We start from the raw sequence: 15,959 nt of genomic DNA, 5'->3' as shown, positions 1-15,959 counted from the left end.
CGCCGTGCTAGCCGGGGAAGACGGGAATGTCCCGGTGACTGTCCCGGCTGCCGGCCGCGCAGGAGCGGGCCGCGACACCGGGCAGGAGTCTCAGCGGGGCCCGGAGGCTCAGGGTGACGGCGTGCGGGTCTCCGTGGCGGGACGTGCTGTTGTCGGCCGTGGACCTGTTGCCGAGCCTGCCGTCAGGCCGATCCGCAGGCCCATGCCCGCCCGGGGCGCGTCCGACGTGGGCGGACGGGCCGGCGTGGTCAGCGAGTCCGGTGTGGCCCGCGTGCTCTGCGCGACCGACGGCTCGGTACTCGGCGCCGCACACCACGGTGTCCGCCCCAGCGGCGACGAACTCGGCCGCACCGGTCCGTCCGACGACGGAGGCAGGGACGCCGGCCGGGGAGGGCGCCGCCCGGCCCGGCTGTGAGCCGGCCGTGACCGGGGCGGGGCGGGGGTGGCTCAGGAGTTCTGGGTAGCTGGGACCGCCGGGAACTGCGGGAAGCCCGGGCCCTCCCGGGAGCGTGACTGCACCGGCGGCGGGTGCGGGCAGGAGGTTTGACGGCCCGGACGGGGCCGGGAGGCCGGGGAGGTCTGGCAGGTCCGGGAAGTCGGGGAGGTCTGGCAGGTCCGGGAGCACTGGCGGCTTGGGCAGTGCGGGCAGGTCCGGGAGCGTCGGAGGCTTCGGGGCCATGGGCGGGGCGGACAGCACCGGCAGATCCGGCAGCACCGGAGACTTCGAGGCCGACGGCGGGGCGGACAGCACCGGCAGCTTGGACAACGTCGTCGGCGTCGATGCCGACGAGGACGGCTCCTTCGCCCGCGCCGCTCCCAGCCCCTTGCTCACCGCCTCGCCCGTATGACCAGCCACCCGCACGCCACGCTCCCCCACGGCTCCTACGGCCTCCGAGACCCCGGCGATGCGAGCGCTGCCGACTCCGGACACGGGGCGAGGACCCGGCGAGTCGACCCGCCCGTCAGCGCCGTCCGCCGCATACGCCCGCTCCCCGCACAGGAGCCCGATGACGAGCACCCCGCCCACCAGCAGCGCCACTTGGAGCGCACGCCGCCCGGCCGCCGTGCGCAGCATGCGCACGGCGGCACTAAGCAGGACTGCTGACCAGGTCAAGAGGGGGAGCTTCCTCCCGTGCTACGGAACAAGTGCGGAACGCATCACGCGTTACGAGCAACGAGTCGGCACAACGCGGTACTGCCCGGCGCAGCGCGGCACCCCGCCGAGCAGGCGCCGATCCTCGCACGGGAGTGCGGAGGTTGCGCAAGCCGTTCTTCGCTGATGGACAGTCATATCCGGTTTTGCCGAACGAAGTCGGACGACGACGCATCGACAAGTCGGCATCCGACCGCCCCGCACCACCGCGGCCCACGGCACGACACGCCGCATCCTCACGCCGCATCCGGTATCGGCAGCGGACGCTTCTCGATCGCCGCCGCCATCACCTCCGGGAACAGACCGGGCGTGCAGGCGAACGCCGGTGCCCCCAGCGCGGCGAGCGCGGCCGCGTGCTCCCGGTCGTATGCCGGCGCCCCCTCGTCCGAGAGCGCCAGCAGCGTCACGAACTGCACCCCTGACGCCTTCATCGCCGCCACCCGCTTGAGCATCCCGTCCCGTATGCCTCCCTCGTAGAGATCGCTGATCAGCACGACCACCGTCTCCGCGGGCCGGGTGATCTGCGACTGGCAGTAGGCGAGTGCCCGGTTGATGTCCGTGCCGCCGCCCAACTGCGTCCCGAAGAGGACGTCGACGGGGTCGTCGAGCTGGTCCGTCAGGTCGACGACCGCCGTGTCGAAGACGACGAGTCGCGTGGAGATCGTCCGCATCGAGGCGAGCACCGCTCCGAACACCGATGCGTACACGACCGATGCCGCCATGGATCCCGACTGGTCGATACAGAGGATGACCTCCTTCTTCGTGGACTGGGACGCTCGCCCGTACCCGATGAGCCGCTCCGGCACGATCGTTCGGTACGGGGGCAGGTAGTGCTTGAGATTGGCCGCGATCGTGCGGTTCCAGTCGATGTCGTGATGCCGGGGCCGGTTGATCCGGGCGCTGCGGTCGAGGGCGCCGGTGAGGGTGGCGCGAGTGCGGGTGGCGAGCCGCTTCTCCAGGTCCTCGACGACCTTGCGTACGACGGCCCGTGCCGTCTCCTTCGTCGTCTCGGGCATGGCCTTGTTGAGCGACAGCAGCGTGCCGACGAGGTGCACGTCGGCCTCCACCGCCTCCAGCATCTCCGGCTCCAGCAGGAGCGTGGCGAGACCGAGCCGGTCGATGGCGTCGCGCTGCATGACCTGTACGACGGAGGACGGGAAGTACGTCCGGATGTCGCCGAGCCAGCGCGCCACGGACGGCGCCGACGCCCCCAGTCCCGCCGAACGGTCCCGGCCCCCTTGCGGCTTCTCCCCCTTGCCGTAGAGCGCGGTGAGCGCTCCGTCCATCGCCGCGTCCCGCCCGGACAGTTCACACCCGGTGCCGTCCGCCGCGTCGCCCCCGAGCACGAGCCGCCACCGCCGCAACCGCTCCTGCACCGGGTCCGTCACCTCGGCCGTCATCCACGTCCTCCTTTTCGAGGCCGTTCCCACAGCGGGATCACCGGCACGGCCGTCGTCGGCCGGCCTTCCGCCGGCGACCCGTTCCCGGCCGTGTCTCCCGCTTCCGCGGTCGGAGCCGGCCGCCTCAGTCCGTCGGTCGTCATCCCGTCACCCCCACCAGGTTGTTGCGGATGTGTTCTTCCCCTTCGTCCAGGCCGAGCAGCAGTCGCACGACCGGCAGCACGGCGTCCGCGCGCACCGTGTCGAGCTCTGCGGCGAAGCCGGGTATGCCTGGTATGCCGGAGCCTGCTCCTGTCGCGCCGCTCCCGGCCCCCGGCCCGCGCCGGACCAGTTCGCCGAGGGTCCGCCGGACCCCGGGCTCGTACGCCGAGAACGTCCGCCGCAGCAGGGGCAGCACGTCCGTGAACGCCTCCACCGGCACCCCGGTCAGCCACGCGTCGACCAGCCCGAGCAGCCGGTCGTCGTGCACCAGGAGCATCCCGCCCCCGGAGCCTCCTCCGACGAAGCCCTCGATCCACGCGGCCGCGTCCGCCGGTGGCGTGCCCGGGGACAGGACGAGCCCCATGAGGCGCGCCGCCTCGTCCTGCGCCAGCTCCCCGTCGTCGAGCAGGAGCCGCACGGCCCGCCCCCGAATCACCCCGGGCACGGTGTCCCGCCCGCACAGCACCCGCAGCACCGCCTGCCAACGGGCACTCAAGTTGCCTTGTCCCGCTGCCGGGGCGTCGCCCAGGAGCCCCACGGCCCCGTGCACGGCGTCGACATGACGCCGCATCTCCTCGGCGCCGTCCGCGTCGAGCGCGGCGCATGCCGGGGGCAGGCCGACGAAGACCCGCTCGGCCAGACCCGCCGCGACCTCTCCCAGGGCTCCGGTGTCCGTGCCGCGCACATCGCCGTAGCGCAGGGAGCGGACGAGGGCCGGCAGCGCCTGGGCGAGCTGGCCGACATCCGTGTCGAGGGCCGCCCGGTCGGCAAGGAGTCGCATCACCGTCGGCAGGGCCTCGGGCAGTTCGGCCAGCAGGCAGCGCTCGGCGAGCGCCGTGACGTCGGCGAGACCCTGCGCGGCGACGGCGTCCGCCTCGGCCTTGGCGGTCACGGCGGACAGGACGGTCGTCCCCCACACCCCGGCCTCGGCGACCCGCACGGACAGCTCGGGCTCCCAGCGCAGCCGCCACGACTCCCGGAACGTGCCCGTGCTGCCCCGTGAGGCGGCCGGTTCGCCCCACGCGATGCCGAGCAACCGCAGCCGGTGCAGCAGCCTGCTGCGGGCGGCGTCGGTCTCCTTGCGCAGGTCGAGCTCCACCTCCCGCTCCAACGCCTCCGGTTTCAGCCGCAGCCGGCGCTGGAGCCGGGCGAGGTCCCGCTGCAACGGTACCGCCGGCGCCGTCGGCGGCACCTCCCCCAGCACGTCCCCCACGACCAGCCGGTCCCGCACCAGCGCCAGCGGCACGTCCGAGCCCTCGCACATCACCGCCCGCACCGCGTCGGTCGTCTCGCTCAGGCCGGGCAGCGGACGGCCGCGCATCGCGGCGAGCGTCTCGGCCAGCCGCACGGCCTCGATGACATGCGCGGAGGAGACGAACCGGTCCTCGGCGCGCAGCAGCCCCGCCACCTTGGTCATCCACCGCTCGACCGGCCGGTCCGGGGCGCTGAACAAGTGCCCGTACCAGCCCGGCGAGTCGATGCCGGCCCCGTAACCGCTGTTCCGGGACAGCCTGCGGTGGGTCCAGGGCACCCAGGTCATGTCCGTCTTGACCTTGGGCAGCCCCTTCAGCAGCGCCTTGTCGGCGACGACGGTGGTCTTCCGCCTCAGTGCGGGCACGTGCCACGCCCCGCACACGACGGCCACACCGTCCTCGAACTCCCGCTGCGTGGCTCGCACCTGGAGCCGCATGTACGCCTCGCGCACCAGGTCCCGGTCGTGTCCCTCGCTGCCATAGGTCTCCCGCAGCGCCCCCATCGCCTCCTCGATCGCGGTGAACGGCGCGAGCGCCTCCCCCTTCTTCCCCACGCCCCGGTGCTCCACGACGTCCTCCCACCACCGCTCCGGGTCGTCGTAGCCGGCGGTCTCGGCGAGCACCCCGAGCGGATCGATCCGCACGTCGGCGGGGCCGGAGGCGGGGCCGTAGTCGCCCTCGTTGTCCGCCGTCTCGGCGTCCGGAGGAGATTTCCCCTCCACTCCGGCCCCGTCCTCCTGCCTTCCCCAGGCCAGCGTGTGCGTGGCCGGCAGGTCGATGAAGCGGGCCGGGACGTCGTGTTCCAGGGCCCAGCGGATGGCGACCCACTCCGGGGAGAACTCGGCCAACGGCCAGAACGCCGAGCGGCCGGGCTCGTCCACGGCATGGGCGAGCAGGGCGACCGGCGGCCGCATCTCCTCGTCGGCGGCGAGCGGGATCAGCGCGTCGGCCTCGGGCGGTCCCTCGATCAGCACGATCCGCGGTCGGGTCTCCTCCAGCGCCGCCCGCACCGCCCTCGCCGACCCCGGCCCGTGATGCCGTACCCCGAGCAGCACCGGCCCCGCCCCGGCCGCCCGGCCGACAGATTCTTCCACGCCCGTCACCTGTCTCCCTCCCATCCCGTGCCCGGCCCCGCAGCCAACCCCCGCCCCGCGTCGCTCACACGCTCACCTCCCGGCAGGCCCGGTAGAAGTCCTTCCAGCCGTCCCGCTCGCGGACGACCGTCTCCAGGTACTCCTGCCAGATGACGCGGTCGGCCGCCGGGTCGCGGACCACCGCGCCGAGGATGCCCGCGGCCACGTCGCCCGGCCGCAGCACGCCGTCGCCGAAGTGGGCTGCCAGGGCGAGCCCGTTGGTGACGACGGAGATCGCCTCGGCCGTGGACAGCGTGCCGCTCGGCGACTTCAGCTTCGTCCGGCCGTCGGTCGTGACCCCGTCGCGCAGCTCACGGAAGACCGTGACGACCCGGCGGATCTCGTCGAGGCCGTCGGGCGCGGCCGGCAGGTCGAGCGAGCGGCCGATCTGGTCGACGCGGCGCGAGACGATGTCGACCTCGGCCTCGGGGCTCTCCGGCAGCGGCAGCACCACCGTGTTGAACCGGCGGCGCAGGGCGCTGGACAGGTCGTTGACCCCGCGGTCGCGGTCGTTGGCCGTGGCGATCAGGTTGAAGCCGCGGACCGCCTGCACCTCCTGGCCCAGCTCCGGTATGGGCAGCGTCTTCTCCGACAGGATCGTGATGAGCGTGTCCTGCACGTCGGCCGGGATACGCGTCAGCTCCTCGACGCGGGCGGTCATGCCCTCGGCCATGGCCCGCATGACCGGGCTGGGCACGAGCGCGTCGCGGCTCGGGCCGTGGGCGAGCAGCCGCGCGTAGTTCCAGCCGTACCGGATGGCCTCCTCCGGCGTGCCGGCGGTGCCCTGCACCAGCAGCGTGGAGTCGCCGCTGACCGCCGCGGCCAGATGCTCGGAGACCCAGGTCTTCGCCGTGCCGGGTACGCCGAGCAGGAGCAGGGCGCGGTCGGTGGCGAGCGTGGTGACGGCGACCTCGACGATACGGCGCGGGCCGACGTACTTCGGTGTGATCACCGTGCCGTCCGGCAGCGTCCCGCCGAGCAGGTACGTCGCGACGGCCCACGGCGACAGCTTCCAGCGGGCCGGACGCGAACGGTCGTCCTGCGCGGCCAGCGCGGCGAGTTCGCCGGCGAAGGCGTCCTCGGCGTGCGGCCGCAGTGCTTCCGCCTCGGTCACGTCCGCGGGTGCGCCCGCCCCCGCGTTCGCGGGCGCGGACCCGTTCTGGCTCGGGTCGACGGACGTCGGTTCTACGGACACAGGCATGGCTGAGTCCCCCTCCAGCTCGGCCGGTTCGGATCTGGCATTTACGTTGCACCACACCACTGACAATGCGTTGTGACCTGCGCAAACACCCCGCCGGAGCCGCTCGCCGACCCGATTGTCAGTGGTGGGATCTACCTTCGATGGCATGACTCAGCAGGGGGTGCGCTGGACCGCGGACCAGGTGCTGGCACTGGCGCCTGACGCGGCATCACGCAAAGCGGGGAGCAAACTCGGCGCGGCGGGGCCGTGGTCCGAGGCGGGGAGTTCCGACGAGGGGACGGTGTGGGGGCTGTGCAAGGGCAGCGGAAGCAAGCCGTATCAGACGGTCGTCGACATCGCGGACGCCTCCGGGCCCGCGTACAAGTGCAGTTGTCCGAGCCGCAAGTTCCCGTGCAAGCACGCGCTCGGGCTGCTGCTGCTCTGGGCGGGCGGCGACGCAGCGGTGCCGACGGGAGAGGCGCCGGAGTGGGCCGGGCAGTGGATAGCGGGGCGGCGTAAGCGCGCTGAGGGGAAGAAGGCCGGGGACAGCTCCGGTTCACCGTCCGGATCCGCTGATCCGGAGGCGGCGCGGCGCCGGGCGGAGCGGCGGGCAGAGCGGGTCACGGCGGGAGCGGTGGAGCTGGAGCAGCGCCTGGCGGATCTGTTGCGCACGGGTCTGGCGACGGCGGAGCAGTCGGGTTACGGCCTGTGGGAGGAGACGGCGGCCCGCATGGTCGACGCCCAGGCGCAGGGCCTGGCCGGCCGGGTCCGGGAGTTGGGGGCGATCCCGTCCACAGGGCCGGGCTGGCCGGTGCGTCTGCTGGAGGAGTGCGCGCTGCTGCACCTCCTCGGTCAGGGCTGGCTGCGCCGCGAGCGGCTCCCGGACGCTCTCGCCGCCACGGTCCGCTCCCGCATCGGTCTGCCGGCCTCCGCGGACGGCCCGCCGGTGCGGGACCGCTGGCTGGTGCTCGCCCAGTACGACACGGCGGACACGCGCCTGACGACCCGCCGGGTCTGGCTGCACGGCGCCGACTCGGACCGCACCGTGCTGCTCCTCTCCTACGGCGCCGCCGGCCGCGCCCCGGAGCTGGCGTTGCCGGTGGGGCTGGTCCTGGAGGCCGAGGTGTCCGCCTACCCGGGCGCCGGGCAGCCGCGGGTGGCCCTGGGCGAACAGTTCGCACCGCCCGCGCCGACGGCGATACGCCCGCAGGGGGTGACGACGTCCCAGGCGGCCGCCCGCTACGGCGACGCCCTGCGCGACGATCCCTGGGTGGAGTCCGTCCCGGTGACGCTGGACCGGGTCGTCCCCAGCCCGGACGGCGACTCCTGGCAGTTGGCGGACGCGGACGAGGACGCGGCGTTGCCGCTCACTCCCACGGCGCGTGCCCGGCCGGGCCTGTGGCGGCTCGTCGCGCTGTCGGGCGGCGCCCCGGTCAGGGTCTTCGGCGAATGCGGCCACCAGGGCTTCACCCCGCTGACGGCGTGGCCCGAGGGCCCGGGCGACGCGATAGCCCTGTGCTGAGCCGAAGCCAACGCCAACGCCGCCAACTCCGAAACCGGCGGCCCGGCCTTTTCCGGCCCGGCCCACCCTTCTCTCAAATCCACGAATCTTTCAGGCATCCCGGGACAACCGGTAAGGGTGAGCCTTCAACCACCACCGGGCGCCCCACGGAAAGGAAGCTCATGAACAGGACCTCCGCTCCTGTGGACGCGCCCGCGACGGGCGCCTGGGAGGGGCTCGTCACCACGGCACTGCTGGGCACGGACCGGCGCACCCCGCCGGGCACCGGACCGGGCGCGGACGCACCGGTGGCCCTGCTGGACGCGGCGGCCGTGGAGACCGTACGACGAAGGGCCGGTCTGCGTCCGGCGCGTGCGGCGGAGCGTCCGCAGCCGGCCCCGGAGGACCCGCGTCCGCCTCTGCCGCAGGCGGCCGCCCGCAGACTCGCGCTGCTGCTGGCCGACCGCCCCGGCGCGTCCGGCGGCGGCCGCCGGGGCACCGCGCCCGACCTGACGGAGTTGCTGCCCCAGTGGCTCGCGGCGGCCAACACCCGTGGTTTTGCACCTGCTCCGCAGCTGCTTCCCGCGTTGCTTGACGCGGCCCGGGGGCGCACCGACCTGCGTCCGGCGGCCCTGGAGTTCGCGGGGCCGCGGGCCCTGTGGCTGGCGCGGCTGAACCCGGACTGGCGGTTCGCCCTGCGCTCGACACCGGGCGGCGGAGCGGCCCTGCCGCATCTCGAGGACGACGACAGCGTCCGGCAGCTGTGGCAGGAGGGCCTGTTCGCCGAACGGGTCGCCCTCCTGTCCGCCCTGCGCTCCCGCCGATCGGCCGCCGCGCGGGAACTGCTGGCGACGACCTGGGCGATGGAACGGGCCGAGGACCGGCTGATGTTCCTCGACTCCCTGCGCACGGGCTTGGTCCCCGACGACGAGCCGTTCCTGGAACAGGCCCTGGCCGACCGCAGCCGCAACGTCCGGGCGACGGCGGCGGAACTGCTGTCGGCGCTGCCCGGTTCGGCGCTCGCCGCGCGAATGGCGGTCAGGGCGGAGGCGTGCGTGGCCCTCGACCACACCCAGGCCACCCGGGCCACAGACCCGGGGGCTTCGACGGCCGCTGGAGTCACGGTGGCCACGCCGACCATCGCCGTCGAAGCGCCGCACGAGTGCGATCCGGGCATGGAGCGCGACGGCGTCGTGGCGAAGGCGCCCGCCGGACGGGGTGAACGGTCGTGGTGGTTCGGCCAGTTGGTGGAGGCGGCTCCGCTCGGGACCTGGTCGCGACGGCTGGGCGGGCGGACGCCCCGGGAGATCGTGGCCCTGCCGGTCGCGGACGACTGGCGAGGCGAACTGCACGCGGCGTGGTGCCGCGCCGCGGTGCGCCAGCGGGACACCGAGTGGTCGCGGGCGCTGCTCGGGGAGCCCTCGGCACCGGAGGCGGGCGGCCCGGGCGCGGTGTCCCTGGCCGAACGCGCCAAGCTGCTCGGCACGCTGGACGCCGCCGAGCGGGCCGAGTGGGTGGCCGGCTTCATCACGACGCACGGCCTGTCCGAAGCGTTTCAGCTGCTCGGGGTGTGCGCGGTGCCGTGGGCGCCGCCGCTCGGCCGGGCGGTGGTGGACGCGCTCAACATCGCGCGGGACGCGGGGAGTTATCCATGGAGTTTCAGCGGAGTCATGGGCCTGGCCGAGCGCTGCCTCGACCCGTCCGAGGCCGGTCGCCTCGACGCCCTGCTGGCCGTACCGGACGAGCCGGAGAACGCCTCTCCCGGCGCCGGCGGCTACTGGGCGGAGGCCTTCCAGCGCCTGGTCACGACGTTGCGCCTGCGCGCGGCGATGGCCGAGGAGCTGACCACTCCCTGACCCCGGCCCGCGTCACGGCGCCCGGTTGCCGCCCACCGGCGCCGGCCCAGGCAGGCCGCAACCACCCGCCGACGCCGCCCCGGGCCACCGGCACGAACCCCGGCGCCACCGCCGGAGGCCTAGGCCCCGGCCGGCTGGCGTACGTTGGCCCGGACCCAGTCCACGATCGACGCGGTCGTCGCGCCGGGCGTGAAGATCTCCGCGACCCCCTTCTCCTTCAGCAGGGGAATGTCCGCCTCGGGGATGATTCCGCCGCCGAAGACCAGGATGTCCTCCGCGTCCCGCTCCTTGAGCAGGTCGATCACCGCCGCGAAGAGCGTGTTGTGCGCGCCGGAGAGGATGGACAGCCCGATCGCGTCGGCGTCCTCCTGGAGCGCCGTGTCGACGATCTGCTCGGGAGTCTGGTGGAGCCCGGTGTAGATGACCTCCATACCGGCGTCGCGCAGGGCCCTCGCGATCACCTTGGCCCCGCGATCGTGGCCGTCGAGCCCCGGCTTGGCCACCACCACGCGGATCGGACCGGCTGCCACACCCATCACTGCCTCCATGAAGCGACTACATCCATCCGTACCGACAAGTACCGCACACATCGCGCACGCCGTACAGCACGGACACCCCGCCCCGAACCGTCCGGGCAAGTGAACGAACGTTATCTCCAGGATCCCGCAACCGGCAGTTTCGCGGTGCGGACCGAGGGGGAAATCACACGATGGGACAAGCGCAAGGGGAGCCGCGACGAAGTCGCCGTACCACCGCCCCACCCACCACGCACAGCGGCGGTACGGCACTTCGGCGAAGGCACGCGGGACACGCAGGGCACGCACAGCACGCAGGGCAGACACGGCGCAACAACGGGGAGCCTCGTCGCCGCACCGGCAGGGGACCTCGTCGCATCACCGGCGTCACACGCGCCACAAGCCGCGCTCCGTCCCCGCGGCTCACGCCGCTCACGCAGTCATCGGCCGTCTTCGCCGCGGCTTTCCACGAGGGCACACGGGGGGCGGCTGTCCTCCCGTCTGCCGACAGGAGGTCGGCCATGAGGGTCACCAGGGCTGCTCTGCCCTTTCTTCCGTTCTGCCAGCGTCTGCTGCCGAGCCGGCTGGCGGGACTCTCCCTGGCGCTCCTGAAGGCCACGGCCCTGGAGATCGCGATCCTGGCCGGGCATCTCCTCCTCTACCCCTCCGGCATCACCCAGGAGCGACGCGCCCCCACCCCGGCACTGACCACGGGCGGCGCCGCCCAACTGCCCACGGAGGCCAAGCCCCCGGTCGTCCTGCTCCACGGCTTCATCGACAACCGCTCGGTCTTCGTCCTGCTGCGCCGCAGCCTCGCCCAGCACGGCAGGCAGCAGATCGAGTCCCTCAACTACTCGCCACTGACCTGCGACATACGCGCCGCAGCCGAACTGCTCGGCCGGCACATAGAGGAGATCTGCGAGCGCACCGGCGCCCCGCAGGTCGACGTCGTCGGGCACAGCCTCGGCGGCCTGATAGCGCGTTACTACGTGCAGCGGCTCGGCGGCGACACGCGCGTGCGGACCCTCGTGACACTCGGCACGCCGCACTCGGGCACCAGAGTGGTGCCCCTGGCCAACGCGCACCCCATCGTGCGCCAGATGCGCCCCGGCTCACCGGTGCTCGAGGAGCTCACTCGGCCGGCCCCGGGCTGCCGTACGCACTTCGTCAGCTTCTGGAGCGACTTGGACCACGTGATGGACCCGCTGGAGACGGCCTGCATCGACCATCCCGATCTGACGGTTCAGAACGTGCGGGTGACCGGTATCGGCCATCTCGCCCTGCCCGTGCACCCCGCCGTCGCCAACGGAATACGGCAGGTCCTCGACACCGCTCGCCCGGGTGAACCGTCCGCCGGCCGGACCGGCGGTCTGACGGTGGCCTGAGACTCGTCATACAGGAGGCACACAGCGTCGAAGCACCGATCAACCTCGAACAAACTTCGAACACAGGGCCAAACCCGTGCCCGCAGTCCGCCAAAACACGGCCGAATGCCCGTTTCCTGCGCGCGCGAAACCTGCCGAAGATTGTCGTGCCCGCGTACCGCCGGGTACAGTCGCCGCACTGCTCTGGCAGCCCCTGTTGTCGAGGCGAAAGAGAAGTTGGTGAACGACCGTCACCCGTCGGGGACCATGACCCCGGCTCCGGCTTCCGACGCCGACTCGGCGCATTACGCGTCGTACGGCACCCAGGAAGCCCAGTACGGCGACTTCACCACGTACGGCGACTACGCCGCCACCGGTACCGACGGCACCGGTTTCGCCGCCACCGGCCACACCACCGCGACCTTCGCCACCGACCCCCTCTTCGGCGACATGCCGGGCAGCGGCCACGGCACGGGCACGTACGACACCGGCCACTGGCCCACCGGCACGCACGCGAACCCGCACTACGACGCGTACGCGGCCCAGCACCACGCCGCCTACGACACCGGCGTCTACGACACCACGACCTGGACGTCCGAGCAGCAGCCGCTCTCAGTCATCCCGCCGCAGGCCACCTCCCCGGACACCACCGGGCAGTGGGACGCCGGCGCCTGGCTCCAGCCCGACCAGTCCGGCAATCCGGCCGACCGGACCCAGCAATGGGAATGGGGCACGCAGGCCTTCGACACCGGCGCCTACGACGCCACGCAGTGGAACACCGACGGCGCCGCCGCACCGGCCCCCGACGCGTACGAGCAGCACGGCGAAACCTTCGAGCAGCACGAGACCGCGACATTCGAGCAGGTCGCCTACGACGAAGCCCCCGGGGCCGCCTACCACGACCCCGCCACGGACGGCGGCGAGCAGGCCACCACCGGCGAACTGCCCACCGTCACCCCGCTCCTGGACGGTCAGGAAGAGGCCGGCCCGCGCGCCGCCTCCCGTGCGGCCTCGCGCGCCCGGTCCCGCTCCCGCCGCCGTACGCCCCCCAAGCGCTCGGCGCTGCTGACCATCGCGGTTCCCTCGGCGTGCGTGATGGGTGTCGCGGGGATCGCCGCCGCCTCCGTCGGCAGCTTCACCGACGACGGCGCCGCGGAGGCGCAGACGACCGCGGCGGACGCGCAGCCGGTGAAACCGGCCGCCGCCAACAACAAGCTGGACACACAGCTCCAGAGCCTCGCCGCCGGCGCCGACGACTTCGCCGACCGGGCCAGCCGTACGCAGGAGCGCATCGACCTCAAGGCCCAGCAGGCGGCCGAGCGCAAGCGCGCGGCGGAGGAGGCGGCCCGCAAGGAGCGGCTGCGCCCGAAGTTCGCCCTGCCGGTCGCCCGGCACGGACTCAGCGCCTACTACGGCCAGTCCGGCATCAACTGGATGTCCCTGCACACCGGCATCGACTTCCCCGTCTCGTACGGCACGACCGTGATGGCCGCGACCGACGGCACCGTCCGCACGCAGTGGAACAGCGCGTACGGCAACATGATGATCGTGACCGCGAAGGACGGCACGGAGACGTGGTACTGCCACCTCTCCACCTACACGGTCCCCTCCGGTACGACCGTGAAGGCCGGCGATCCGATCGCGCGCTCCGGCAACTCCGGCAACTCGACCGGTCCTCATCTGCACTTCGAGGTGCGCCCGGCCGGCGGTTCGGCGATCGACCCGCTCCCGTGGCTGCGCAGCCACGGCATCGACCCGACGTAACGTCCCGCCAGCCCCCGCCGGTTCGGCCCGGCAGGGGCTGATCCGTCGGGGCTACAGCTTCTCCACCGGCGCGTACCGCAGCAGCAGCCGCTTCGGTTTGGTGTCCCCGAAGTCGATGGTCGCCTCGGCGTTCGCGCCCGTGCCCTTCACCGCCACGACGGTCCCGAGCCCGAACTGGTCGTGCGTGACCCGGTCCCCGACGGCCAGTGACACGACCGGCTTCTCGGAGGTCCGGCGCGTGGAGAAGCCGGACGCGCCCGACGCCGACGAACGCGAGCGGGACGACGACAGCGAAGCCGCCACCCCGGAGACCGGCCCGGAGGACGCGGGCGCGGTCGCCCCCGTCCGCTTCCACTCCACGAACGCCGGCGGGATCTCCTCCAGGAACCGGGAGGGCGGGTTGTACGACGGCTGGCCCCAGGCGCTGCGCAGGGTGGACCGCGTCAGATACAGCCGCTCTCGCGCTCGCGTGATGCCGACGTACGCCAGGCGCCGCTCCTCCTCCAGCTCCTTGGTCTGGCCGAGGGCGCGCATGTGCGGGAAGACGCCGTCCTCCATGCCGGTGAGGAAGACGACCGGGAACTCCAGGCCCTTGGCTGTGTGCAGGGTCATCAGCGTGATGACGCCGTCGCCGTCCTCCTCGTCGGGGATCTGGTCGGAGTCGGCGACCAGCGCTACCTGTTCGAGGAAGTCGGACAGCGTGCCCCCCGGGGCGGCAACCCCCGATGTCTCCGCGCCCTCGCCGCGCTCCTGCTCGAACTCCATGGCGACGGCGGCGAGTTCCTGGAGGTTCTCGATCCGGGTCTCGTCCTGCGGGTCGGTGGAGGCCTGCAACTCGGCGAGGTACCCGGTGCGTTCCAGGACGGCCTCCAGCACGGTGGCCGGTCCGGCGCCGGACTCGACGATCGTACGGAGGTCCTCCATCAGCGTGTTGAACCGCTTGACGGCGTTGGTGGAGCGCGCGGCCATGCCGTACGCCTCGTCCACACGCTTCAGCGCCTGCGGGAAGCTGATCTTCTCTCGCTGGGCGAGGGCGTCGATCATCGCCTCGGCGCGGTCGCCGATGCCCCGCTTGGGGACGTTGAGGATCCGGCGCAGCGGCACCGAGTCCTCCGGGTTGGCGAGCACGCGCAGGTAGGCCAGGACGTCGCGGACCTCCTTGCGCTCGTAGAAGCGGACGCCGCCGACGACCTTGTAGGGCAGGCCGACGCGGATGAAGACCTCTTCGAAGACACGGGACTGGGCGTTGGTGCGGTAGAAGACGGCGACGTCGCCGGCCTTCGCCTCGCCGGCGTCCGTGAGCCGGTCTATCTCGTCGGCGACGAACTGCGCCTCGTCGTGCTCGGTGTCGGCGACGTAGCCGGTGATCGTGGCGCCCGTGCCCGCGTTGGTCCACAGGTTCTTGGGGCGGCGGGACTCGTTGCGCTCGATGACCGCGTTGGCAGCGCTCAGAATCGTCTGGGTGGAGCGGTAGTTCTGCTCCAGCAGGATCGTCGTCGCGTCCGGGTAGTCCTCCTCGAACTGGAGAATGTTGCGGATCGTCGCGCCGCGGAAGGCGTAGATCGACTGGTCGGCGTCACCCACCACGCACAGCTCGGCGGGCGGGATGTCGTCCGGGCCCGGCGGTACGTCGACGGGGTGCTCGGAGGTGCCGACGAGCTCCCGGACGAGGGCGTACTGGGCGTGGTTGGTGTCCTGGTACTCGTCGACGAGCACGTGGCGGAAGCGGCGGCGGTAGTGCTCGGCGACGTCCGGGAAGGCGCGCAGCAGGTTGACCGTCGTCATGATCAGGTCGTCGAAGTCGAGGGCGTTCGCCTCGCGCAGCCGCGACTGGTACATCGCGTAGGCCTGGGCGAGGGTCTTCTCGAAGCCGTCGGCGGCCTGGGCGGCGAAGTCCTCCTCGTCGATCAGCTCGTTCTTCAGGTTGCTGATCTTGGCGCTGAAGGACTTCGGCGGGAAGCGCTTGGGGTCGAGGTCCAGGTCGCGGCAGACCAGGGCCATCAGGCGCTTGGAGTCGGCGGCGTCGTAGATCGAGAAGGAGGACGTGAAGCCGAGCTTCTTGCTCTCCCGCCGCAGGATGCGCACGCAGGCGCTGTGGAAGGTCATCACCCACATCGCGTTCGCCCGCGGGCCGACGAGCTGCTCGACGCGCTCCTTCATCTCGCCCGCGGCCTTGTTGGTGAAGGTGATCGCGAGGATCTGGCCCGGGTGGACACCCCGCTCGGCGAGCAGGTGGGCGATGCGGTGCGTGAGCACGCGGGTCTTGCCGGAGCCGGCGCTGGCCACGATGAGCAGCGGGGAGCCGGAGTGGACGACGGCGGCGCGCTGGTTGTCGTTCAGCCCCTCCAGCAGGGCGGCGGTATCCACCACCGGGCGCGGGGCGCCGTCGCGGTAGTAGGCGTCCCGGTCCGGGGGCACGTCGAACTTGCCGCCGAACAGATCGTCCGGAACCGGCTCCGGAACGTGATCGTCCTCGGGTGGCGGCGGGGGCTCGTCCGCGGGGCCCCGCTGGGCCTGGAGGTCCGCCAGGAAGCTGTCGTCAAAGAGGCTGCTCATCGCTCTACGAGTCTAGGGCGCCCCACTGACAGCCCGCCGCCGCCCTGAGAACATCACCGAGAGGACCCTCTCGTCACCCTGCA

General features: G+C 72.7%; 10 protein-coding genes. 4 read left to right on the top strand and 6 right to left on the bottom strand.

Annotation, left to right across the window (positions count from 1 at the left end):
- Positions 1 to 7: 7 nt before the first annotated feature.
- The 4 genes from V8690_RS26725 to V8690_RS26710 form a co-directional block, all read right to left on the bottom strand.
- Positions 8 to 1,114, bottom strand: coding sequence for a hypothetical protein (locus tag V8690_RS26725; protein WP_338782624.1), 1,107 nt, complete (start codon positions 1,112 to 1,114; stop codon positions 8 to 10).
- 275 nt (positions 1,115 to 1,389) lie between these two features.
- Positions 1,390 to 2,553 carry a VWA domain-containing protein gene (locus V8690_RS26720; protein WP_338782623.1) on the bottom strand — a complete coding sequence of 388 codons (1,164 nt, stop codon included), beginning with the start codon at positions 2,551 to 2,553 and terminating at the stop codon, positions 1,390 to 1,392.
- A 139-nt stretch (positions 2,554 to 2,692) separates the two neighbouring features.
- The gene (locus V8690_RS26715; RefSeq protein ID WP_338782622.1) at positions 2,693 to 5,125 is read right to left on the bottom strand and encodes a DUF5682 family protein; all 2,433 of its coding nucleotides are present in this window, start codon (positions 5,123 to 5,125) and stop codon (positions 2,693 to 2,695) included.
- Between the two features lie 40 nt (positions 5,126 to 5,165).
- Entirely contained in the window at positions 5,166 to 6,341 is a 1,176-nt protein-coding gene (locus V8690_RS26710) for an AAA family ATPase (RefSeq protein WP_338782621.1), read from the bottom strand.
- A gap of 145 nt (positions 6,342 to 6,486) precedes the next feature.
- On the opposite strand from V8690_RS26710, the gene V8690_RS26705 reads away from it, so the two are divergent.
- A complete protein-coding gene (locus V8690_RS26705) occupies positions 6,487 to 7,842 on the top strand; it encodes an SWIM zinc finger family protein (protein WP_338782620.1) in 1,356 nt (451 codons plus the stop codon).
- A gap of 161 nt (positions 7,843 to 8,003) precedes the next feature.
- On the top strand, positions 8,004 to 9,677 hold the full coding sequence (locus V8690_RS26700; RefSeq protein WP_338782619.1) for a DUF5691 domain-containing protein: 1,674 nt from the start codon (positions 8,004 to 8,006) through the stop codon (positions 9,675 to 9,677).
- 119 nt (positions 9,678 to 9,796) lie between these two features.
- Here V8690_RS26700 and V8690_RS26695 read toward each other — a convergent pair whose 3' ends face one another.
- Entirely contained in the window at positions 9,797 to 10,213 is a 417-nt protein-coding gene (locus tag V8690_RS26695) for a cobalamin B12-binding domain-containing protein (RefSeq protein WP_059424972.1), read from the bottom strand.
- A gap of 500 nt (positions 10,214 to 10,713) precedes the next feature.
- Between V8690_RS26695 and V8690_RS26690 the strand changes: the two genes are divergently transcribed.
- Entirely contained in the window at positions 10,714 to 11,577 is an 864-nt protein-coding gene (locus tag V8690_RS26690; RefSeq protein ID WP_338782618.1) for an alpha/beta fold hydrolase, read from the top strand.
- 105 nt (positions 11,578 to 11,682) lie between these two features.
- On the top strand, positions 11,683 to 13,320 hold the full coding sequence (locus tag V8690_RS26685; RefSeq protein ID WP_338782617.1) for a peptidoglycan DD-metalloendopeptidase family protein: 1,638 nt from the start codon (positions 11,683 to 11,685) through the stop codon (positions 13,318 to 13,320).
- Between the two features lie 51 nt (positions 13,321 to 13,371).
- On the opposite strand, the gene pcrA is transcribed toward V8690_RS26685, so the two are convergent.
- Entirely contained in the window at positions 13,372 to 15,876 is a 2,505-nt protein-coding gene (gene pcrA, locus V8690_RS26680) for a DNA helicase PcrA (RefSeq protein WP_338782616.1), read from the bottom strand.
- Between the last annotated feature and the right edge of the window lie 83 nt (positions 15,877 to 15,959).

This window comes from Streptomyces sp. DG1A-41, assembly GCF_037055355.1.
In the GTDB taxonomy this organism is placed as follows: domain Bacteria; phylum Actinomycetota; class Actinomycetes; order Streptomycetales; family Streptomycetaceae; genus Streptomyces.
The sequence above is the reverse complement of the archived record's forward strand: the minus strand, read 5'-3'. Positions and strand labels throughout refer to the sequence as shown.